General features: G+C 60.7%; 21 protein-coding genes. 13 read left to right on the forward strand and 8 right to left on the reverse strand.

Annotation, left to right across the window (positions count from 1 at the left end; translation table 11 throughout):
- Positions 1-18: 18 nt before the first annotated feature.
- Together L904_RS05910 and L904_RS05915 are read right to left on the reverse strand one after the other, a co-directional pair.
- A complete protein-coding gene (locus L904_RS05910) occupies positions 19-927 on the reverse strand; it encodes a LysR family transcriptional regulator (RefSeq protein ID WP_020812348.1) in 909 nt (302 codons plus the stop codon).
- Positions 928-1,166: 239 nt separating this feature from the next.
- On the reverse strand, positions 1,167-1,826 hold the full coding sequence (locus L904_RS05915; protein WP_003521973.1) for a hydrolase: 660 nt from the start codon (positions 1,824-1,826) through the stop codon (positions 1,167-1,169).
- A gap of 150 nt (positions 1,827-1,976) precedes the next feature.
- On the opposite strand from L904_RS05915, the gene L904_RS05920 reads away from it, so the two are divergent.
- Positions 1,977-2,897: a LysR family transcriptional regulator gene (locus L904_RS05920; RefSeq protein WP_020812349.1), complete on the forward strand. Its 921-nt coding sequence runs from the start codon at positions 1,977-1,979 to the stop codon at positions 2,895-2,897.
- Positions 2,898-2,932: 35 nt separating this feature from the next.
- Here L904_RS05920 and L904_RS05925 read toward each other — a convergent pair whose 3' ends face one another.
- Positions 2,933-3,286 (reverse strand): antibiotic biosynthesis monooxygenase, encoded by a 354-nt coding sequence (locus L904_RS05925; RefSeq protein ID WP_020812350.1) that lies wholly within the window; start codon positions 3,284-3,286, stop codon positions 2,933-2,935.
- 127 nt (positions 3,287-3,413) lie between these two features.
- Here L904_RS05925 and L904_RS05930 point away from each other — a divergent pair, with 127 nt between their 5' ends.
- Entirely contained in the window at positions 3,414-4,301 is an 888-nt protein-coding gene (locus L904_RS05930; protein ID WP_031234326.1) for a LysR family transcriptional regulator, read from the forward strand.
- A 19-nt stretch (positions 4,302-4,320) separates the two neighbouring features.
- Here the strand turns inward: L904_RS05930 and L904_RS05935 are convergent, their stop codons facing one another.
- From L904_RS05935 to L904_RS05955, 5 genes are all read right to left on the reverse strand, one after another.
- A complete protein-coding gene (locus tag L904_RS05935; RefSeq protein WP_020812351.1) occupies positions 4,321-4,872 on the reverse strand; it encodes a DinB family protein in 552 nt (183 codons plus the stop codon).
- An 88-nt stretch (positions 4,873-4,960) separates the two neighbouring features.
- Complete coding sequence (locus L904_RS05940; RefSeq protein ID WP_031234327.1) at positions 4,961-5,557, reverse strand: NUDIX domain-containing protein; 597 nt, start codon at positions 5,555-5,557, stop codon at positions 4,961-4,963.
- 28 nt (positions 5,558-5,585) lie between these two features.
- On the reverse strand, positions 5,586-6,431 hold the full coding sequence (locus L904_RS05945; RefSeq protein ID WP_020812353.1) for a PhzF family phenazine biosynthesis protein: 846 nt from the start codon (positions 6,429-6,431) through the stop codon (positions 5,586-5,588).
- 50 nt (positions 6,432-6,481) lie between these two features.
- Positions 6,482-7,111, reverse strand: coding sequence for a LysE family translocator (locus tag L904_RS05950; protein WP_020812354.1), 630 nt, complete (start codon positions 7,109-7,111; stop codon positions 6,482-6,484).
- A gap of 36 nt (positions 7,112-7,147) precedes the next feature.
- Complete coding sequence (locus L904_RS05955) at positions 7,148-7,552, reverse strand: VOC family protein (RefSeq protein WP_020812355.1); 405 nt, start codon at positions 7,550-7,552, stop codon at positions 7,148-7,150.
- A 136-nt stretch (positions 7,553-7,688) separates the two neighbouring features.
- On the opposite strand from L904_RS05955, the gene L904_RS05960 reads away from it, so the two are divergent.
- From L904_RS05960 to L904_RS06010, 11 genes are all read left to right on the forward strand, one after another.
- Positions 7,689-9,035, forward strand: a complete 1,347-nt coding sequence (locus tag L904_RS05960) for a PLP-dependent aminotransferase family protein (protein ID WP_031234328.1) — start codon at positions 7,689-7,691, stop codon at positions 9,033-9,035.
- A gap of 51 nt (positions 9,036-9,086) precedes the next feature.
- Entirely contained in the window at positions 9,087-9,707 is a 621-nt protein-coding gene (locus L904_RS05965) for a nucleotidyltransferase domain-containing protein (protein WP_020812357.1), read from the forward strand.
- A gap of 341 nt (positions 9,708-10,048) precedes the next feature.
- Positions 10,049-10,765, forward strand: a complete 717-nt coding sequence (locus L904_RS05970; RefSeq protein WP_245303273.1) for an aspartate/glutamate racemase family protein — start codon at positions 10,049-10,051, stop codon at positions 10,763-10,765.
- Positions 10,766-10,831: 66 nt separating this feature from the next.
- Positions 10,832-11,770 carry an ABC transporter permease gene (locus tag L904_RS05975; RefSeq protein WP_020812359.1) on the forward strand — a complete coding sequence of 313 codons (939 nt, stop codon included), beginning with the start codon at positions 10,832-10,834 and terminating at the stop codon, positions 11,768-11,770.
- Entirely contained in the window at positions 11,770-12,573 is an 804-nt protein-coding gene (locus tag L904_RS05980) for an ABC transporter permease (protein ID WP_035261799.1), read from the forward strand. Before L904_RS05975 ends, L904_RS05980 begins: the two co-directional genes overlap by 1 nt.
- A gap of 64 nt (positions 12,574-12,637) precedes the next feature.
- On the forward strand, positions 12,638-13,741 hold the full coding sequence (locus L904_RS05985) for an ABC transporter substrate-binding protein (protein WP_031234329.1): 1,104 nt from the start codon (positions 12,638-12,640) through the stop codon (positions 13,739-13,741).
- A gap of 71 nt (positions 13,742-13,812) precedes the next feature.
- The gene (locus L904_RS05990; protein ID WP_020812360.1) at positions 13,813-14,871 is read left to right on the forward strand and encodes an ABC transporter ATP-binding protein; all 1,059 of its coding nucleotides are present in this window, start codon (positions 13,813-13,815) and stop codon (positions 14,869-14,871) included.
- 96 nt (positions 14,872-14,967) lie between these two features.
- Positions 14,968-16,509, forward strand: a complete 1,542-nt coding sequence (locus L904_RS05995) for a hydantoinase/oxoprolinase family protein (RefSeq protein WP_020812361.1) — start codon at positions 14,968-14,970, stop codon at positions 16,507-16,509.
- A 10-nt stretch (positions 16,510-16,519) separates the two neighbouring features.
- Positions 16,520-17,608 carry a DUF917 domain-containing protein gene (locus L904_RS06000; RefSeq protein WP_080657622.1) on the forward strand — a complete coding sequence of 363 codons (1,089 nt, stop codon included), beginning with the start codon at positions 16,520-16,522 and terminating at the stop codon, positions 17,606-17,608.
- Position 17,609: 1 nt separating this feature from the next.
- Positions 17,610-18,698, forward strand: coding sequence for a DUF917 domain-containing protein (locus L904_RS06005; protein WP_020812363.1), 1,089 nt, complete (start codon positions 17,610-17,612; stop codon positions 18,696-18,698).
- Between the two features lie 90 nt (positions 18,699-18,788).
- Positions 18,789-21,533 (forward strand): LuxR C-terminal-related transcriptional regulator, encoded by a 2,745-nt coding sequence (locus L904_RS06010; protein WP_155246300.1) that lies wholly within the window; start codon positions 18,789-18,791, stop codon positions 21,531-21,533.
- The last annotated feature ends 48 nt before the right edge of the window (positions 21,534-21,581 follow it).

Genomic DNA, 21,581 nt, shown 5'->3' on the forward strand with positions numbered 1-21,581 from the left:
TGCGTTGCAGCATAAAATTTAAGCTGCGGCCGTCATCCATTGTGTGGTGGTTTCACTGACGATTTCCGTCGCCATGTCGGCAATGGCACGGGCAAGCGCGTTGTCGCCACGCTCCTGATAAACCGTGTGGAAGGTAAGAGGCGGCACCGGCGGCGTGATGTCGAGAATACGCGCTTCGCCCGATTTGATTATGCCGTCCACCAAAACGCGCGGCAAGGCGCCCACCCCGACGGCCGTGGCCACAAGGCGCGTCATGATCGACAGCGAATTGGAATTGTAGATGCGGCTGTCGGACAGGCCATGGGAATCGAGAAGCGCCCGCAACGCCTGATGCGGTTGTGAGCCGGTCGAGAAGGTAAGCAGCGGAAAATGCGCGATATCCTCAAGCGTGACACCGGTTTCCGGCAGCGGCAATTCAACCGCGCCGACCCAACAGGATTCGAAGGTGCAAAGCGGTGAATTATAAATATCCGCAGCCATGATCGGCCCCATGATGAAACCGACATCCACCTCGCCGTTCTGAATGCGCTGCGAGAGTTTCAGGCTGGTATCGATGGTCAGATCGAGACTGACACCGGGATATTGTTCGTTCACGCGGCGGATAAGCAGCGGCAGCCAAGCATAGACGATCGTATCGGCCGCACCGATCCGCACCGTCCCCCTCAGCGCCTCGCGGTTACTGACGATCTGCCGGAACTCGCCGGTGAGGTTGACGATCTTTTCGGCATGTTGCAGCGCCAGACGACCGGCGGGCGTCAGGTTGACGCAGCGCACATCGCGCGTGAACAGCACGACACCGAGCTCCCGCTCCAAAGCGGCGATCCGGTTGGATACCGATGCTTGCGTTGTGTGCAAACGTTCCGCGGCTGCCGAAAAGCTGCTCAATCGGGCAGCCCAGAGAAAAGTTTCGAGGAATCGCGTATTCATGGGCTCAATCTTCTCGCATGGCTCCGCGATCCAGCTCCAAGTCTCTGGCTTCGTCTTGCCCTTGGCCTTTGTGGTTCAAGGGGCAGTATGTCCGATGCGCGCGCCCATAGGCAAGCGATCAAAGCCGGCGCCTCCCTTTCTCATGGGGATCGCGCCGGCCTCGTTTGCAGGGCGAGAGAATAGCCTTGAGGCGACGGGATGGCGGGAGCCAACAGACGCCCGCCATCCCTGCCCGGTTCTTAGTGACCGCCCTTTGTGGCAGGCACCGGCGTGTTGAGAAGCTGCTGCTCCCAGAGATAGGCGATGCCGCTGCCGCCGAAGTGCTGGATGAGGATTTCGGTCAGTTCCTCGACATGCTCGGTGCGCGCCCAATCGCGCTGCCATTCACCGGCGAGCGCCATCACGGTCATCGGGTTCGCACCGGCCGCGATCATGCGCTGGATGGCAACTTCATGAGATTCCTTCGAAATCCCGCCCGACGCATCGGTAATCACGGTCACGTCCCAGCCTTCGCCGGCGGCCTGGATGACGGGCATTGCGACGCAAACCTCGGTCCACAGGCCGGCGATGATCAGTTGCTTACGGCCGGTCGCCTTGACGACGTTCACCACATTCTCATCCTGCCAGGTGTTCACCCAGGTGCGATCGATGACTTCCTGGCCGGGAAAAACGTCGGTAATCTGCTTGAAGAGAAGTCCGCCCCGCGCCGCGATCACGCTGGTGAGAACCGTCGGAACATTGAAGGCTTTTGCCAGCTTCGCCAATGCGGTCGTGAGGTTGACCACAGCCTGCGGATCGTGGCTGTTCAGGTTCGCGAGCTGATAGGGCTGATGATCGATCAGAACGAGGACGGAATCTTCAGGGCGGAGAAGTGAATCGAGGCCGTTACGAAAGGTCATGGGTTCATCCTATGTTGGCGGTTTATTGAAGCGCTTGCGCAAAGACATGCGCCCCTTCGGGCGTTGCCGCGGGACGAAACTTGTCATTCCTGTTTATGATGCGGTAGTCCTTGTCAGCGCTGAGCTGTGTCGCAAAATGAGGAACGCTGAGTGGAAATCGAAGATCTTCGGACATTCGTCGAAGTTGCAGATGCGGGAGGCGTCAGTTCGGCCGCGCTGCGGCTCGGCATCTCCAAGTCGATGGTCAGCCGGCGGCTCATGCGGCTTGAAGCCGAGCTTGGCGTCCAGCTTCTGGCCCGATCCACACGCGGCGCTTCCCTGACGGAGGCGGGAGAAACCTTCCGGGACTATGCGGCGAGGATTTCAGCCGAAATCGATGTGGCGAGGGAAACGATTCTTCCGGCTGGCGAGCTCCGCGGGCGTCTGCGGATTGCTGCGCCGCTTTCTTTCGGCCCGACGCATTTCGCACGGGTGATTGCGCAAATGGCGTGCCGCTATCCCCAACTCCAGATCCAGACCTGTTACACGGATCGTTTCGTGGATCTGATCGCAGAAGGATATGATTGCGCGATCCGGGTCGGCCACCTTCAGGATTCCAACCTTGTCGCCAGACGCGTCGGCCCCCTCTACGGAAGTTTCGTCGCCAGCCCGGACTATATCAGGGCCAATGGCTCTCCGGAGACACCGGAAGAACTCCTAACTCATCAGGCGCTCATGCAGGGAACGGAGACCTGGCAGGTGATGGATGGAGACAGGGTGACAAGCATTCGCCCACAGGGACGTTTTAAGGCCGACAACGGCGCCGCCCTCGCCGTCGCCGCGGTTGCCGGTCTGGGGATCGCCGTGTTGCCTGACGATCTGATCAAGGATTATCTGGACTCGGGCGAGCTGGTCCGCGTCATGAAACGCTATCCGCCGCCGCCGGCGGGAATATTTGTCGTCAGACCGCCCGGCCAGCATCCGGCAAGAAAAATCCGGGTGCTGACCGAAATGCTGATCGAGTGCTTTGACCATGGCCCGGCGACGGCCTTCCGTTCCAATGCCGGGGGAAGCCCCCCGGCCGCCACCTGACCGGCACGTTTTCAGAACCAAACGCGCTCTATCCGTCACTCAGCAATGAGCTTCGGGAGAACTAGATCGCCGACGGTGTATGTGTGAAACTCGCTTCTGGAGACGGCGTCCAGTTTCCGGAATTTTTCGACGAATTGCGGATCGGAAAAAAACTCGTCGACATTGCCGGTTCCCTGAATGGCCTCGACATTGACGACCGTCTCTCCGTCGGTGCTTTTTGCAAGGCTGCTCCAGAGGAACCCTTCTTTTCGTTCGGCAACATAGTGAACGACATCCTGAATAATGGCGAAGGCTTCGTCCTGCTTTCCCGGATGGGCATGAATGACGTTGACAACGAAGGTCGTGGGAGCGGGTGAGCCCGCAAAAGCTGCGATGGGTTTCGTTTCCATGAGTTATCTCCATTTGAAGCTCGGGGCCATTTCGGCCGCGGCGACATCTGGATATCGGAAGCAAAATAGCGGATAAACGAGCTGCTATTCTTAACATACCGGACAAAAATTCCTTAATTGCGGCGTCATGGACAAGCTCGGAACACTCGGCATATTCATTCAGGTGGCGGAAGCGGGAAGCTTCGTAGCCGCCGGGCATCGTCTCGGCATCTCAGGATCAGCCGTCGGAAAAGCCATTGCGCGTCTGGAGGAGGAACTGGGCGTAAGACTGTTCAATCGCTCGACGCGCAGCATGGCCCTGACGGAGGAAGGAAGTTTCTTCCTCGATACATGCCGGCGCATCCAGTCCGAATATGAGACCGTGCAGGCGCAACTGTCGAGATCGCAGGCCGTTCCGCGCGGGCAACTTCGTGTGAGCCTTCCGCTTGCGGGCATGCTTCTGATGCCGACGATATCCGCCTTTATGGAGGCATATCCAGAAATCAGCCTCGACCTCGATTTTACCGATCGTCTGGTTGATGTCATCGAAGAGGGATTCGACGCCGTCATCCGAACGGGCGAGATCAGGGACACACGGCTGATGAGCCGCAAGCTCGGCACCTTCAGGCACAGCGTCGTGGCGGCGCCTGACTACCTCAAGGCGCATGGACGCCCGGAGGCTCCGGAAGATCTTGTCCGGCACCGCTGTCTCCACCATCGCTTCGCCAATTCCGGAAAGCTTGAGCCGTGGCCGCTGGTTCGCGAAGGACGCGAAATCAGGATCGATCTGCCTGTCGCCACCGTTGCGAGCACGCTGGAGCCCCTGATCTACCTTGCGGAACGATCGTTCGGGATAACATGCCTGCCCTCATTCGCGGTGACATCCGAAATCGCTCAGGGAAAACTGGTATCGCTGCTGGATGATTATATGGCCGACACAGGGACTTTCCGCGTCCTCTGGCCGACCAATCGATATCTCTCTCCAAAAGTCCGAGCATTTGTAGACTATATGGCCGCCAATCTTTTCGCCCGGTGATCGCACCGACGGCCAACGCTCAGCAAGCGCCGCGATAATGATCCTTGATAAAGACGGGAAGATCGTTTGACGGCGGCGTATAAGGCACCTGATACATCAGGTCGCCGACAAAGCCGCGGTGATAGGTGCCATGATTGACGATATGTAGCACGATCTGCTCGCGGGTCATGACGCCTTCGCCTCCTCCGACAAATTCGAAATGAACGGCTGTCGCGAGATCTACGTCCGCCCAGGTGTCGACCATATCGACATACCAGCGGTCCATTTCCTGAACGGCTTCCCACAATTCGCCAATTGCGGGCGTATGGTCGGTGTTGCGGGCGGTGTAACCGTGTTTCTTTCCTTGTAGATGATGCCTGAAAATATCGTCCACCACATAAACATGGTTCAGCGTGTGCACCATGTTTCCGAACCGCGTCGGCCTCTGCCGAAGGGCTTCACCTTCCGGCAGCTCCATCACGCTTCTGAAGGTCAACCCGTTCGCCCAGGCCTTGTAGCGTACCAGCATTTTCAGGGTGTCCGTTGCCGAGGCGGTGGATGCGTGAACGGGGCTGAGCGGCGCAATACCCATGCTGAAACTCCTTCGTATTTTTGAACTTCAAAACAATGATCGGGTTGATCCGGCGCTGACGCCCCGGACCGGAGGCATTGGATGAGGATCAGCGTGCCGTGATCTTTTCCTGCAAGAGCCGGATGGCGAGATGCTGGATCAGAATGATCGTCTTGGCATCGCGAATATCGCCACGGCCGATCATCCGCATCGCCTCGGGCAAGGCGATTTCCAGCACGTCGATGTCTTCGCCCTCGTCCGCTGAACCGCCACCTGCCCCGACCTTATGTTTCTCGGCATATTCACCGTAGAAAAAGGCGAGATATTCCGTGACCGATCCGGGGCTCATATAGATATCGAACAGATGCGTAAGTTCGGAAACCTCATAACCGGTTTCCTCGATCAGTTCCGCACGCATTCGCGTCGCCGGGTCAGCGCCTTCCAACAGCCCCGCTGGTGTCTCGATCAGCGATTCCAGACCGCCATTCAAAAGCACCGGCAACCGGAACTGGCGGGTCAGCAGGACATTGTCGCTTGCCGGATTATATAACAGGCATGTCGCGCCGTTGCCGCGATCATATGCCTCCCGGGTCTGCCGTTGCCAGCTTCCATCCCTCAGCTGAAGTTCATACTCATACTTGGTCAGCCGTCCCCAATCATCCGCCAATACGCGTTCGGAAATGGGGCGGTAAACACTGCTACTCATCAAATTCGCCTCGTTTTCATCTGTCTTTTCAAAGGCCTTGCAACCGGCCTTCGACATGCGTGCGCGTTTCGCCGCCAACCCATATCTGGCCGGCATCGTCGCGTGTCAGGTAGATGCGGCCGTGGCGGCCAAGGCGCGTTCCCTGCGCCGCGACATACTCTTTACCAACCACGCCCGTCGCGAACAGCCATTGCGCCAGCGAGGCGTTGAGGCTTCCGGTAACGGGGTCTTCGACGATGACGCCCAGATGATCGCTGAAAAAGGCGCGAACCTCAAAGGCGGTCTCGCCGCCTTGCGCATGGGGGCCAACCACACCGATATCGATACGGCCGGGCCAATTGCGGGCCGGGTCGAGGCCCAGCACCTTTTCGGCCGATGCCAACCTGATTCCCAGCCAGCCGGGACCATTATCGATCCAGGCGGCATCGATGATATCGCAAGCCTCGATCCTCAACAGCTGCCGCGCCTCTTCCAGTTCCGCCGGCGTCGGTGCGCCGGAACGGATAAGCGGCGGCGCGGCAAAACAAAGTCGCCCATGCGAGCGCAGGATCGTGACCAGTCCCGCACCGCATTCCTGAACAATGGCGGTTTGATTTTCCGGCATGCCGTTGGCGGAGAGCCAGGCATGGCAGCTGCCGAGTGTGGGATGCCCGGCAAAGGGCAACTCCCTGTCCAGCGAGAATATCCTGACCCGGTAATCAGCCTGCGGATGGGTGGGTTGCAGCAGGAAGGTGGTTTCGGAGAGGTTGAACCACCGCGTCAATCCCTGCATTTCATCCGTCGACAAAGCATCGGCGCCAATGACGACCGCCAGCGGATTGCCGGAAAGCGGCCCGGAGCCGAACACGTCGATCATATGGATAACAAAACTCATGACATGGCTCTTTCAGTTGGGATTGATCGGCAACGCGGATGGCGGGGCTGTCAGCTCTGCGAGAGAAGCAATTTCAACCCCGCAACGGCAAATACCGCAGAAAGCACGGATTCGATCCAGCGCCGCAATCTGGTGTAAAGCGCAATCATCGAAGCGGTGGAAAAGAGAAGCGCATAGCTGCCGAATACGATGACACCGAGAAGGGCGAAGCCGCCAATGATCGCCGGCAACATGCCCGCCGGCGCGTCCTCGCGAAAACCCAGCGACATGATCGCTATCCACGCCATGATCGCCTTCGGATTTCCAATATGCATGAGGAGACCCTGCCGGTAGAGCGCCCGATAGGGCGGCGTCGCACGCCCGGTGTTCGTCCCCACAAGATCGGAGACCGGCTTCAGGGCCGATCTGCCCGCTCGAAAGGCCAGATACAGCAGGTAGACGCCGCCAAATATCTTGATGATGAAAAGCGCCTGGGCATAGGCGGCCAGCACGGCGGACATGCCCGTCGCCGCAAGGATCGCCCAGAAGAGCGAGCCGGTGATGACACCGGCCGCCAAAGCGAGGGCGGGTAGACGGCCATCACGCATCGCCGTGCCCATGATCGCCATGTTGCTCGGCCCAGGGCTGGCGGTGGCGACGAGATAGGTGCCGTAGACGAGGGCGATCTGGCTGGCGATCATTCCGATTTCTCCAGAAGCAAGGACACTTTCCCAGCACTATTGCTGGAGGTCTCCGCGATGAACGATGTGGACCTTGTTTCCGTCAGGGTCACGCAGATAGGCGCCGAAATAGCCGTCTCCGTAATGCAGGCGTGGCCCCGGAGCTCCTTCATCCGTGCCGCCATGCGAAAGGCCGCCGGCATAGGCCATCTCCACCGCCTCTTTCGACGGCGCCAGAAAGGCGACCATGCCGCCGTTGCCAACCGTGGCCGGCTCGCCGTTGAAAGGACGATAGACATAAAAGCGGGGCAACGGGGAGTGTGCTGCCACCCAGCAAAGCGCCGCAGGCCCGCCATCCGGGGTAACAACCCGCCGCGTCAGGCCGAGCGGGACAAGCACCGCATCGTAGAAGCGTTCCGCCCGCTCAAGATCACGCGTTCCGACGGTTACATGGCTGAACATTCGACCCTCCAAGCGCCGGCACGATGGCCGATTGCTCGCCGTAAAGTGTGGATTTCAATCAGCGTCGTCATAGCCTATGTTACACTTGCTGTTTATTGAAATAGTGTAACGTGACACTTTTATTGAAGGTAAGACTGTGCTCCTGCAATCCCCCTGGACTCCCCGTCTTGCAGATATTGAGGCGAATGCCGCAGAACGGCTGGTGCTTGCTCTTGCCGATGACATCATCGAGGGTCGGCTGACGGGCGGCGACCGCCTGCCCGCCCATCGCGATCTTGCATGGAAACTGGGAGTGGGGCTTGGCACGGTGACAAAAGCCTATTCAGTGCTCGAACGGCGCGGACTGACACGCAGCGTCAAGGGGCGGGGAACATTCGTCGCGCTCCAGGAGGCGCATAAGGATCGGCAGTTCGACCTCTCCTCCAATGCGCCGCCGGCCACGCTCAACGCCCGCATTCTGGCCAAGACGCTAACGGGGATCGCCCGCAGGATCGATGCGGATCACATCAATCTTTACGCCCCGCCCGCCGGACATCTGGAACACCGCCGCATTCTGGCCCACTGGCTAGAAACGCTGGGTCTGACTGTCGATCCGTCACATCTGGTGCTGACGAGCGGCGCCCGCCAGGCGCTGGCCCTGGCCTTCGATCTCGCCTGCGGCCCGAAGGGCCTGCTCCTGACCGAACGGATCACCTATCCCGGCGCGATCGCACTGGCCCGGCGTAAAGGATACCGGATGCAGGGTGTTGAAGTCGATGCCGAAGGCATGGTGCCGGAAGCGCTTGCCGCAGCGATCGCCGGCACGGCGTCGCGTGACGGCACAGCAGTCTATCTGACACCGACGCTGCATAATCCGACAACCGTCACCATGGGCGCGGCGCGGCGGCAGATCATTGCGGATATTTGCCGCCGGGCAGGCGTATGGATCATCGAGGACGGCGTTTATGCGGCATCGGCCGAGGCCTTGCCGCCGCTCGCCTCATTGGCTCCTGAAATCTCGTTTCATGTGAACGGGCTCTCCAAGTCCCTTGGTCCCGGCCTGCAGATCGGCGTGCTTGCATTACCGGCAGGGCTGCACGACACCGCCGAAGACCTTCTGCAGGACATGCCGATGGCCCCATCCGCACTCTCCTGCGCGGTGGTTGAAGATTGGCTGACCTCCGGCATCATCTCGTCAATCCAGCGGGATTTACGCCATGAGGCCCGACGGCGCTCCAGCCTGGCGGTTTCACTGCTCGGCACGAACCAGCTTGGCTCGCATCCCGATGCATACAACGTCTGGCTGCCGATGGAACGCGACGCCGCCAATCGTTTCGCATTCGCCGCTGCGGCGATGCGTATCAAGTTGACCCCTCCGGAATCCATGCTGGTGAATCCCGACGATCCGGCGAGCGGTATCCGACTCTGTCTCGGCGGCCCGTCATTCGACGATCTCACGGAGGCGCTGACGCTTCTGGCGGGGCTGCTGAAGCGTTGGCCTTGAGGCCATCGGCAAATAAACGGCAATACGAAAATTGCATGGAAGCGACCGTATATGATGAGTGATCACCCGCTTGTGCCGGACCAGAATGCGTGGAACCCTTGGAGCCCTGCCGAACTGTCCCAGCGACTGGACGGCGTATCGCAGCCATGGTGCGTTGTCGGCGGCTGGGCTCTCGATCTGTGGCACGGGAGCAAGACACGCGAACATGACGATCTCGAATTCACGGTCCTGCGCGAATATCTGGGTATCTTTCGCCGGAAACTGGGTGACATGGAGTTCTATACCGTCAACGATGGCGTTATCGAACCGCTGCCAGCGGACCAGCACCCGGCTCCCGAGATTTTTCAAATATGGTGCTTCGATCGCCCTGCCGGGTGCTGGCGCGCCGATATGATGATCGAGCCGGGGACGAATGACACCTGGGTTTACAAGAGAAATCCGGAAATAACGCGGCCGCGGATCGAAATGGTGTCGCTGACCGCAGACGGCATCCCTTATCTCAATGCCTCCGCCGCGCTTCTGTTCAAGGCAAAGCACAGGCGCCCCAAGGACGAGGACGATTTCGCAAGAGCCCAGCCCAAATTAGCTCTTTCGGAAAGCCTTTGGCTGCGAGACTGCCTTGAGCGCCTGCACCCGGGTCACGACTGGGTACGGGCGCTGCGCCTCCCGTAAAGCCCGCTTACGGTTAAACCGTTCGCAAAGCGCCAGAAACGCCTCATTTTACGACTTTGATCGCCCAATGTTTAGTCAAATATCGGAGGCGCATCTGTTTTATGCAGCAGTACCTATCTAAACGGATAGGTACTGCGCTTTCAAACCAGCCATACTACCCACCCAAAAGAGTGAAGCCCCTATTCGCCTATGCTCTTTCGTCCGGCGGCAAGCCGATGCACCGTAAGGCATCGGAACAAGCGGCGCAGTCACCGGAGGCTCGGCAAGCGTCGGATACGCAACTTCAGGCCTGGTTTTGCCCGCATATGCAAGTCGTTGCGGTGCTGAAGGAGATATCGAGAATGCGTGACGTCCATGTTCGTGTCGTATCCCCAATCGTAACGCGCGGCTTTCGCAAGCTGGCGGATCTCAAGGCGCTGGAATATCCCGGCATCAGCCTTTCCCACGCCGAAATAGCCACCGGGCCGGGCTCGATTGAAAGCGAGTTCGAGGCGGCGATGTCCGTTCCCGGCACCCTGCTTGAAATAGCCCGCGCCGAACGTGAAGGCGTCGATGCCGTCATCATCGACTGCATGGGCGATCCCGGCCTGCGCCCGGCCCGGGAGATTTCCGGCATGGTCGTTCTCGGGCCATGCCAAACCGGCATGCATGTTGCTTCCATGCTGGGACACAAATTCTCCGTCATCACCGTCATGCGCCGCCTGATCCCGTCTTTTGAAAACACCGCCGCCCTTAGTGGCCTTTCCAGCAAGCTGGCCTCGGTGCGCAGTGTCGATATTCCCGTACTGGATATCGAGGTGGACCTTGCCGCCACCGCCCGCCGCCTGGTCGAGGAAGGCAGGAAGGCTGTCGAGGAGGACGGCGCGGAAGCCCTGATCTTCGGCTGCACCGGCCTGATGGGATGCGCCGCCGGCCTGCGTGAAGGGCTGTTGCCGAGGGCATCGACGTTCCCGTCGTCGATCCCATCCCGACAGCCGTTTCCGTTGCCGCCGGCCTTGTTCGCGCCGGCCTTTCCCAGAGCAAGACGACCTATCCGGCGCCACCGGAAAAGGAACTGATCGGCTACGACGCACTGCACAGGGCCATGTTGCCGCAAGCGGCCGAATGACGGGAGATCACGCAACATGGCGGTATCCGCAATGACGACAACGGACAAGCAGATGGACGGCCTGCCCCTCGCTCAGGTTTCGCCGGCGCGAAAACGCTTCGATGACGGTTTCGGCTTCTGGCTGCTCCTGCTGCCCGCCCTGATTTTTTTCATCGCCTTTTTCGTCGTGCCCACCGCCTCGCTTTTCGCCCTCGCCTTCAACAAATCGGTGGCCGGCGTCATCACATTGTCGAGCGCGATCACCTTCGACAATTTCGTGCGCATCTTCACCCGCGCCATCTATTACGAGGCCATCTTGCGTTCCGTCGGCATTGCCGCCGTGGTGGCGCTCGTCTGCCTGGTGCTCGGATATCCGCTTGCCTATGTCATCGCCAAAACGGTCAATCCCGGCCGTAACACCCTGCTGATGATCCTCGTATTATCGTCCATGCAGCTCGACATGGTCATCCGGCTCTATGGGCTGATGGTACTTCTGGGCGATAACGGTCTCATCAACGGCGCGCTCATCCGCATGGGCATCGTTTCGCAGCCGCTGCCGCTGATGTACAATATTTTCGGCGTCGTGGTCGGGCTGGTGCAGATCACGCTGCCTTTCATGATCCTCTCCCTGATCGGCATCATCAAATCCATCCATCCGGCGCTGGAAGAAGCAGCCAGATCGCTTGGCGCCTCCCGCACAAAGGCCTTCTTCTCCATCGTGCTGCCGCTTTCCATGCCGGGAATTCTGGCAGGCACGCTGCTGGTCTTCGCACTCGCCATTTCATCCTATGTCGTGCCGGCGCTGATGGGCGGCTGGAAGGTCATGGTCATGCCGATCCACATCTACCAGCAGGTGGCGGAAACCGGGCGCTGGCAATTCGGCGCGGCAATCGCCGTGGTCCTCTTCGTCACCAGCCTGATGGCGATCGCCGTCTATCACCGCGCTGCCATGCGCACCACGGGAGGGCGCAGCTGATGCGCGAGGAATCATCCATTCCGCTTGTTTTCAGGCTTCTGTCGGTCCTGACACTGACCGTCCTGCTGGTGCCGGTCATCATCGTCATCCTGTCCGGGCTGAATGCCGGCGATTACCTGACCTTTCCGCCGCAGGGTTTTTCCCTGCGCTGGGTCTATGCCTTCCTGACCTCACCGACCTTTCTCTCGGCCTATGGCGTTTCCTTCCTCGTCGCCGGCATCTCGACAGCGATTGCGACGGTGCTCGGCACCATGGCGGCCCTTTTCCTGACTCGCTCTTCCAGCCGGCTTGTCGCACCTTTGCGCGCCTTCTTCATGATGCCCATCGTCCTGCCGGGGGTGGTGCTGGGCCTTGCGCTCTATGTGTTTTACGTCACCACCGGCATCGGGCTCGCACGGAGCATGGCGGGCCTGATCGTCGGCCATGTCATCGTCACCTGCCCCTTCGTCATCGCCACGGTCACCGCAGCACTCGTCGGCTTCGACCGCAGCCTGGAAGAGGCGGCGCGCTCGCTTGGAGCGTCTCCCTTCACCGCTTTCCGCCTCGTGACGCTGAAGATCATTTCGCCGGCCATTTCGGCGGGCACCATCTTCGCCTTCATCATTTCCTTCGGCCAGTTCGAGGTGACGCTGTTTCTCTCGACGCCAAACCTGCAGACGCTGCCGATGGCGATGTATGTGGCGCTGCGTTACGCCTTCGAACCCACCGCGGCTGCGGCAGGCATATTCGCCATCCTTCTCGTCGTCGTCTCGATGGTGGCAACGTCCAGGCTCATCAATCTGAAGCGCGTTTTCGGCGGCTAGAGCACCGCCGGACATTCAATGAAATACCCGTATCCATAGATTCAAAAACAAGGGGAACATGGACATGACAGGAATGACATTCGATCCCGGCCGCCGCAGGCTCCTCAAGATGGGTGCTGCAGCGGCAACCTTGCCGCTCTTCAACATCAACCACGCCTTCTCGCAGGATGTGACCTATGACGGTTCCGTCTTCGATGCCGGCGGGGCGGTGTTGAGGGTAGGCGAATGGGGCGGCCCCTGGGGCGAGCTGGTGCACAAATATCTGCTGACCGACTTCGCGAAAGATTTCAACTGCAAGATCGAATATGATTCCACCTGGCCGTGGTTTCCCAAATTCGTCGCCAACGGGCCGAAGAAACCGCCGCTCGACATCACCAACTGGAACCTGCCGGAAATGTTCAAGACGGCGGCGGCGGGCGATTTCTTCCACACGATCGACGAGATCCTTCCCAACCTGCCGAACGGCAAAAATCTCTGGCCCTTCGCCACCTCGAACGGCGTCGGCGTCACCTGGGCCTTCAACCAGTATGTGCATGCCTACCGCACCGACCTCGTCACGCCGCCGCCGACCAGCTTCAAGGATATGTGGAAGCCGGAATTCGCCGGCAAGCGCGGCACCTACATCACCTCCAACACGCTGCAGATGGACTTCTTCCTCGTCGCCTGCTCGCTGTTCGGCAAGGATCAGTACGATCTCGATGCCGGTTACAAGGCGATGAAGGAATTGATGCCCGCCAAGATTTCGGATTTCACCGGCAACATGCAGACGCTGATGGATCGCGGCGAGGTGGTCATCGCGGTGCAGAGCGATGCCGAACCGATGCAGGCCCGCGACAAGGGCGCTCCCTTCGCCGTGATGTACTGGAAGGAACTTCAGCCGATCCTCACCCAGACCTACACGGTCAGCCGCTATTCCGAGCCGACCCAGAAGAAGCTTGCCTATGCCCTTCTCAACCGTGCGCTGGAGCCGTCCTTCATGACCAATATGGGCAAGGAATTCTACCTGCGCCCCACCGTTTCCAACGCCGTCCTGCCGGATAATCTCGTCAAGGCCGGCATCGTCAACAGCGCCGACGCCACCAAGGATTTCTGGCTGCCGGACTGGAAGGCCTATCTCGAAAACGAAGACGATATCGTCGAGACCGTGAACGAAATCTTCGCGGGCTGACCCTCGCACCCGCAGAACGTCGTGGCCGGTCCCGCCGGCCACGCCCCAGAGGGAAAGGACAACGGAAGCCGATGTCGGATATTCAACTAAAAAGCCTCGTCAAATCCTATGGCGACAATGTCGCGGTCGCGGGCATCGATCTGCACATAGAGCAGGGCGAATTCTTCTCGCTGCTGGGACCTTCCGGCTGCGGCAAGTCGACGACATTGCGCATGATCGCCGGCTTCATCCGCCCATCATCGGGGCAGATTCTGATTGGATCGGACGATGTCACCCATCTGCCGCCCGAAAAGCGCGACATCGGCATCGTCTTCCAGAATTATGCGATTTTTCCGCATATGAGCGTGGCGGAAAACATCGCCTTCGGCCTGAAGCTGCGAAAGAAATCCAGAGAGGAAATCGACAGCTCCGTCGCCTTCGCGTTACGCCAGGTCGGGCTGATGGGATATGAAAACCGTTATCAGCGCCAGCTCTCCGGCGGCGAGCAGCAGCGTGTGGCCCTTGCCCGCGTGCTGGTTACCGAACCGCGCATCCTGCTTCTCGACGAACCGCTTTCGGCGCTCGACAAATCGCTGCGGGAGGAAATGAAATACTGGATCAAGGATCTGCAAAAGAAGCTCGGCATCACCACCGTTTACGTGACCCACGATCAGGATGAGGCGCTCACCATGTCCGACCGCATCGGCGTGATGCAGAAAGCCAAGGTCGAGCAGGTGGGCACGCCGCAGGAAATCTACGAGAGGCCGAAGACGCTTTTCGTCACGACCTTCATCGGCCAGTCGAATGTCATCGACGCCACAGTGAGGGGCCGCCAAGGCGAAAGTCTGGTGGTCAGCTTCGGCGACACCGTGGCGTTGACACGTGTTCCCGCCGAAGACTTTGCCGATGGCAAAGCCGTCAAGCTCGTCGTCAGGCCGGAAAACATCATCATCGGCGAGGCCGGCACCGGCGTTCCGGCAACCGTCGTCTCTGAAACCTATCAGGGCGCCCTTGTCCGCTACCATCTTTCGGTCGGCGGGCAGGATATCGTCGCCGAACGGCAGAACCAGTCCCATCTCGCCAGGCTGTCGCCCGGACAGGCGATCGGCGTGACATGGGACCCGGAACGATCCGAAGTCTTGGTGGCCTGAGACCCGGCCACCGGAACCAGAAAATCGGGAAAGGATGCAATGTGCGGTGAGCAGCCGCGCAGGCGCCCTTCCCTTGTCAATCGACAGGAGAAAGACATGCGTATTGGCATTGATGTGGGTGGCACGAATACCGACGCCGCCCTTATGGATGGGGCAGCGGTCATCGGCGCCTGCAAAAGCCCGACAACGGCCGATGTCGGCTCGGGCATCGTGGCGGTGCTGAACAAGCTTCTGGGCATGACGGGCGTATCCGTCTCGCAAATTCAGGCGGTGATGATCGGCACGACCCATTTCACCAATGCCGTGGTGGAGCGCAAGCGCCTGCTGGAAGTCGCCGCCATCCGCCTCGGCCTGCCTGCCACCAAGGGCCTGCCGCCGCTGACCGACTGGCCGAAGGACCTTGCCGACACGCTTGGCCGCCACACCTTCATGCTGCGCGGCGGACATGAATTCGACGGACGCACCATCGCGCCTCTCGACGAAAAGGGATTGATGGAGGTTGCCGCCACCGTGCGCGAACGCGGCCTGAAGACGGCGGCCATCACCTCGGTTTTTTCGCCGGTCACGCCGGAAATGGAGCTTCGCGCCGCCGAAATCCTGCGCGATGCGGTTCCGGATATCGCCATCTCGCTCAGCCACGAAATCGGCAGGGTGGGTTTCCTTGAGCGTGAAAACGCCTCGATCATGAATGCCTCGCTGGCCGAGCTTTCCCGCAAGGTCGTCTCCTCCTTCCGCAGTGCGCTGAAGGAGCTCGACATCAGGGCGCCCTTTTTCATCAGCCAGAACGACGGAACATTGATGTCTCCCGACTATGTGGAGCGTTATCCCGTCCTCACCTTCGCCTCCGGCCCCACCAATTCCATGCGCGGCGCTGCGATGCTGGCCGGTGTCAAGGAAGCCATGGTGGTGGATATTGGCGGCACGACATCGGATGTCGGCATGCTCGTGCACGGTTTTCCGCGAGAATCGGCGGTTGCCGTCGATATTGGCGGTGTGCGCACCAATTTCCGCATGCCGGACGTGCTGGCCATCGGGCTTGGCGGCGGCTCGCTGGTGCGTGACGAGGGTAAGCGCATCGGCCCCGATTCCGTCGGTTACGAGATCACCAGCAAGGCGCTGGTTTTCGGCGGCGATACGCTGACAACCACGGATATCGTGGTGGCGGCCGGGCTGGAGGATATTGGCGACCGCTCCCGCGTTGCGCATATTCCCGCAAAAACCATCGAAACCGCACTCGACACCATGCATCGCATGGTCGATGAGGCCGTGGATCGCATGAAAACCAGCGCCGATCCGCTTCCCGTCATTCTGGTGGGCGGCGGCTCCATTCTGGTCTCGCGCGACCTGCCTTCGGCATCGAAGGTTCTGAGACCGGAAAACGCCTCCGTCGCCAATGCCATCGGCGCGGCCATCGCACAGGTGGGCGGTGAGGTGGACCGCATCTTCTCGCTGGAAGGCACCTCGCGTGACGCCGTTCTGGCAAGCGCAAAGGCCGAGGCTTCGGAACGCGCGGTGAAGGCAGGAGCGGCAGCCGCCTCCGTCAAGATCATGGATATCGAGGAAGTGCCGCTCGCCTATCTGCCCGGCAGCGCCACCCGCATCCGCGTCAAGGCGGTTGGCGACCTGGTGATCGGTTGAGGACATGGCGATGAAACTCACACGCGAACATCTTGCCGATCTTGCCGTCGGCGCGGCTTTTCTCGGAACCGGCGGCGGCGGCGATCCCTATGTCGGCCGCATGATGGTACAGCAATGCCTCGACGAAGGCTGCGAGGTCGAGCTGATCGACCCCAGCGAGTTGCCTGATGACAGCCTCGTCATCCCGACAGCCATGATGGGTGCGCCGACCGTGCTGGTGGAGAAAATCCCGTCTGGCGAAGAGGCCATCTTCTCGCTCCGTCGCCTTGAGAAAAGGCTCGGCAAAAAAGCCGGCTACACCATGCCCATCGAGATAGGCGGCATCAACTCCACCATTCCGCTGGTCGTCGGCGCCCGGCTCGGTCTGCCCATCGTCGATGCCGACGGCATGGGGCGCGCCTTTCCGTTTCTGGAAATGGAGACATTCGGCGTTTACGGCATATCCGGCTCCCCCATGGCGGTCAGCAACGAATGGGGCGATTGCGCGCTGATCGAAGCCGTCGACAACAGGCAGATGGAATGGCTCTCCCGCGCTGTCGCCATTCGCATGGGCGGCTGCGCCTATATTGCGGAATATGCCATGAGCGGGGCGGAGGTGAAGCGCACGGCAATTCCCAATACGCTGACGCTGGCGATCCACATCGGCAAGGTGTTGCGCAAGGCGCAGGAGGACCACATCAATCCCATCGAGGCGCTTCTCGGTTTCCTGCCATCCACGCTTTACCGTTACGGCCGCGTCATCTTCAAGGGAAAGATCGTCGATGTGATGCGCGAAACCAAAGCCGGTTTCACCATTGGCCGCGCCCGCATCGAAGCCATCGCGCCATTCACCTCGCAGATGGAAATCGAGATCCAGAACGAGAACCTGATCGCCAGGCAGGATGGCAGGGTAAGAGCCATCGTGCCGGACCTGATCTCGATCATGAACACGGAAACAGCCGAGCCAATCACCAGCGAAAACCTGCGTTACGGCCAGCGCGTCACAGTGGTCGCCGTCTCCGTGCCCGAGATCATGCGCACCCCGGAAGCGCTCAACGTGTTCGGCCCGGCCTGCTTCGGCCTGAAGGAACCCTTTACCTCCATCGAGGAGATCGACTGACATGGCAATCATCACGGAGCAGGACATAGACGATCTGGCCGTCGGCGCGGCTGTTCTCGGCACCGGCGGCGGCGGCGATCCCTATATCGGCAAGCTTCTGGCCAAGGCCGCCATCGAAAAATACGGACCGGTCGATCTGATCGCGCTCGACGCGGTGCCCGATGGCGCAGCCGTCGTCGCCTGCGGCGCGATGGGAGCGCCCACCATCCTCATCGAAAAGATTCCCTCCGGCGAAGAAGGCGACCTTGCCCTTGATACCTATGAGGACCACACCGGCATCGATGTCGGCGCCATCATTCCCTTCGAGGCGGGCGGCATCAATTCCATGATACCGATCGTGCTGGCGGCCAAAAAGCGCGTGCCCGTCATCGATGCGGACGGCATGGGCCGCGCCTTCCCGCAGCTCGAAATGGAAACCTTCAACGTCTACGGCGTACCGGCAAGCCCGGTGGCGGTGGCCGACGAACGCGGCAACCGCGTGCTGATCGAGACCGAAGACGCCGCCAAGGCCGAGTGGCTGGCCCGTGGCGTAACCATCCGCATGGGCGGGCAGGCCTATATCGTCAACTACGGCATGGATGGCGAAACGGCTAAACGTGTTTCGGTGCCCGCCACCATGTCGCTTGCCATCGGCATTGGCCGGACCCTGCGCGAGGCGGCCGCAGGGCATCTGGACCCGGTCCGGGCGCTTGTCGATTTTTTTGCGGGCACGCATTACGGCCATGCCGAAATCATCACCGCCGGCAAGGTCTGCGATGTCGCCCGCAAGGAGGAAAACGGCTGGTCGGTGGGGATTGCCACCGTGGAACCCTTCGACACCTCGAAACCGAAGGTCAAAATCCGCATCCAGAACGAAAATCTCGTCGCCGAGGAGGAAGGCGGACGCGTGCTGGCAATCGTCCCCGATCTCATCACCGTGCTCGACATCGATACGGCCGAAGCCATCACCACCGAGAGGCTGCGTTATGGACAGCGCGTGAACGTGCTTGCCGTGCGTGTGCCGCCCATCATGCGCACGCCGGAAGCGCTTGCGGTCTTCGGCCCAGCCGCCTTCGGCCTGCCGCAAGCCTACCGGCCACTCGGCTCTTGACGAACGCCCGGCATCAGGCGCTGATAATGCCCTGCCCTTTCCGGACATCATTCCGGCTGGGGCCGGTCGTTCAGTGACGAAAGAGGACCGATGCCGAGCCGTGTCTTGCGTGAAAAGCCGTTGCATGCCGTAAGAACCTTTACCGGCGCCGGGTTGCGCTTCAGCCCGCCGCGCATGCTTTTTTCAGGCATCGAAAGACCCTATCTGCTCTCCAAGCTGGCCGCAGGGCTTTCCAGACAGATCGTCGTTCTTCGCGCCCCGCCCGGTTTCGGCAAGACCGCCCTGATGAAAGCGGCCTATGAGCGTCTGGTGGACGGCACCCTCACTTTGCCGGGCATGCGCGATACGGCGGTTTCCCATTGCTCCTGGCTCAACGCGTCCGGCATTGCATCCCCTGAGCGTTTCGTCGGTGAATTGCGTCAATCGCTTGGCCTTGCCGCAATGGCGGACACGCAGGATGCGATGACGGACGCCATGGAAGCGGTGGCGCGGCGTGAGGGTCTGACCATTCTTTTCATCGACAATGTCGACGAAATAGACACCGGCAGCCGATACCGGCTTCTGGAGCAGCTCATTCTTTCCGCGCCCGATACGCTCCGTATCGCCTGCTCGTCCTGCTCTCCCGCGCAATTGCCGCTTGCCCGGCTGAAGGCACGTGGGGTATTGACGGAGGTGACCGCGCGAGAGCTCGAATTCGAGCGATCCGACCTGCGGCGGCTTCTGGCCCGCGGTGCGATGGCGGCGCTTGTCGATCCCCTGATGGAAATCACCCGCGGCTGGCCCGCGCTGGCGCAACTCGCCGCCGGTATCGTGACCGGAGGCCCGACGGAAGAAGAGCGGCGCCTGTTGCTCGCCGGGACCCATGCCGATTTGATGGACTACACGCGCGAAACCGTCATCAACCGGCTTTCTCCGGCGCTTCTGTCCACCCTGCGCCGATTGTCGCCTTTCTCGGAATTTCGTCTTGATCTCGCATCCGACCTCGGTTTGCCCGGCTTGACGGAAGAGGATCTGGCCATGCTGGAGGCCATGCATCCCATTATCGAAAACGGGCCGAATGGCTGGCTCTCCCTGCACCCCGTGCTTCGCACCTGCCTCGAACGGGACACCGCCTTCGTTTCGGAAACGGAAAAGAAGGCGCTGCATCGCCAGGCCGCCCTCTGGTTTGCAACCCGCGCCCATCTGGAACGCGCCGTTTCCCACGCCGCCCAGAGCGGCGATTTCCATATGGCGGAAGAAATCATCGGCAAGGCCGGTGGCGTCGATATTTTCCTGCGGGCCGGGCATCAGGTGCTGGAGCACCTCATCGATAATTTTCCGCCGGAAATCCTGCATGCATCGCCCGGCCTGATGGTCTGTTATGCCGTGGTGCTCTCCAAGCGCGGCAATGCGGCGGCCGGGCGCGAACGGCTCGATATTCTGAAAGAAAACGGCGAATGGTCCGCTGCCGCACTTGCCGCCGTCGACCGTAGCGTCCTCGACCATATCGACAGCCTGATCGATGTTTATGAAGACCGCCGCATGAGCCCTGCCGAGGCGCAACGGCTGGAACGGTCCGCCGCCGCCCTGCCGCCGCATGCCACGTGGGAACTCGCCTGGCTCTTCAACCACCTCTGCATCATTTACACCCGGACCGGCGAGCTTGAGGAAGCGCGGCGGGCGGCGCTGAAGGCGCTCGGATATTACCGCGAGGAAAAAACGCCCTATGCCCAGGTCTTCATGCTCATCCACCTCGGCCTCGTCAGCACGCTGACCGGTGAATTTTCCGCCGCCCTGCAATTTTGCCGGGAGGCCGAGGAACTGGTGGAACGGGTGCACTGGACGGACAGGAACCTGCTTGCCATCGTCCGCCTCGCAACAGCCGATGTGCTTTATCAACAGGGTGAGGTGCTTCATGTCGAGCAGACCCTGACGGAATGCGTAGAGCCGCTGATACGCGGCGAAAGCTGGGTCGACCTTTTCATGCGCCTGTTCTGGCTGCTGGCCCGCAGCCGTCTTCAGGTCAGCGGCTTCGACGCCGCCGCTGCCGCAATCGACAAGGCGGAGGAAGTGGCGGTGGAGCGCAACCTGCCCCGCCTGAAGACCGCGGCTGCGATCATGCGTGTCGATCTGCTCGTCAGGGCCGGCATGATCGAGTCGGCAACGCAGGCGATGGAACGGGTGGAAACCCTGAAACAGGCGGGCGGTCCCGGCAACTGGACCTGGCGCGAGGCCTATGATTTCGACATCGCCAGCGCCCGGTTCGCGCTTGCGCAGGGGCAGGGGCCGCAGGCATTGCTAAGGCTCGAAGCCCTGATCCTTTCCGCCAAGGCGTCCGGCCGCGCCTATCACCGCATGCTAGCCGAAATCATGGCGGTACAGGCATCGTGGAAAGCGGGCCGACAACAACAGGCCTTCGCCTATCTGCAATCGGCCATCGCCCTTGCCCGCGCTCACGAGGCGACGCAACTCTTTACCGATGAAGGGCACGATCTTGCCACCACATTGCGCGCCATCGTGCGCCGTTTCGGCCTGAAGGTATTCAGCCCGAACGCGGTGGAATTCATGAGCCGCATCGTCGGACACGGCCTTGGCCGCCAGCCACGTATGGTGATGCCGCTGGGCGGCAATGACGACGGCGCAACACATGCCGCCGGACTGCTGAGCGGGCGGGAAACCACCGTTTTGAAACTTCTCTCCGAAGGCCGCAGCAACAAGGAAATGGCCCGCGATCTCGGCCTTTCGGAAGCGACCGTGAAATTCCACCTGAAGAACATCTACGCGAAGCTTGGCGTCAGCCGGCGCGGCATGGCCGTCTCCGTCAGCAAACATCTCAAGCTGACCGACCGCGAATGACGCCGACATCGATATGCGATGTCGGCCGGCTCAAATGAGGTTCTTAAA

It is taken from the genome of Agrobacterium sp. LY4, assembly GCF_001526585.1.
Lineage (GTDB): Bacteria > Pseudomonadota > Alphaproteobacteria > Rhizobiales > Rhizobiaceae > Agrobacterium > Agrobacterium leguminum.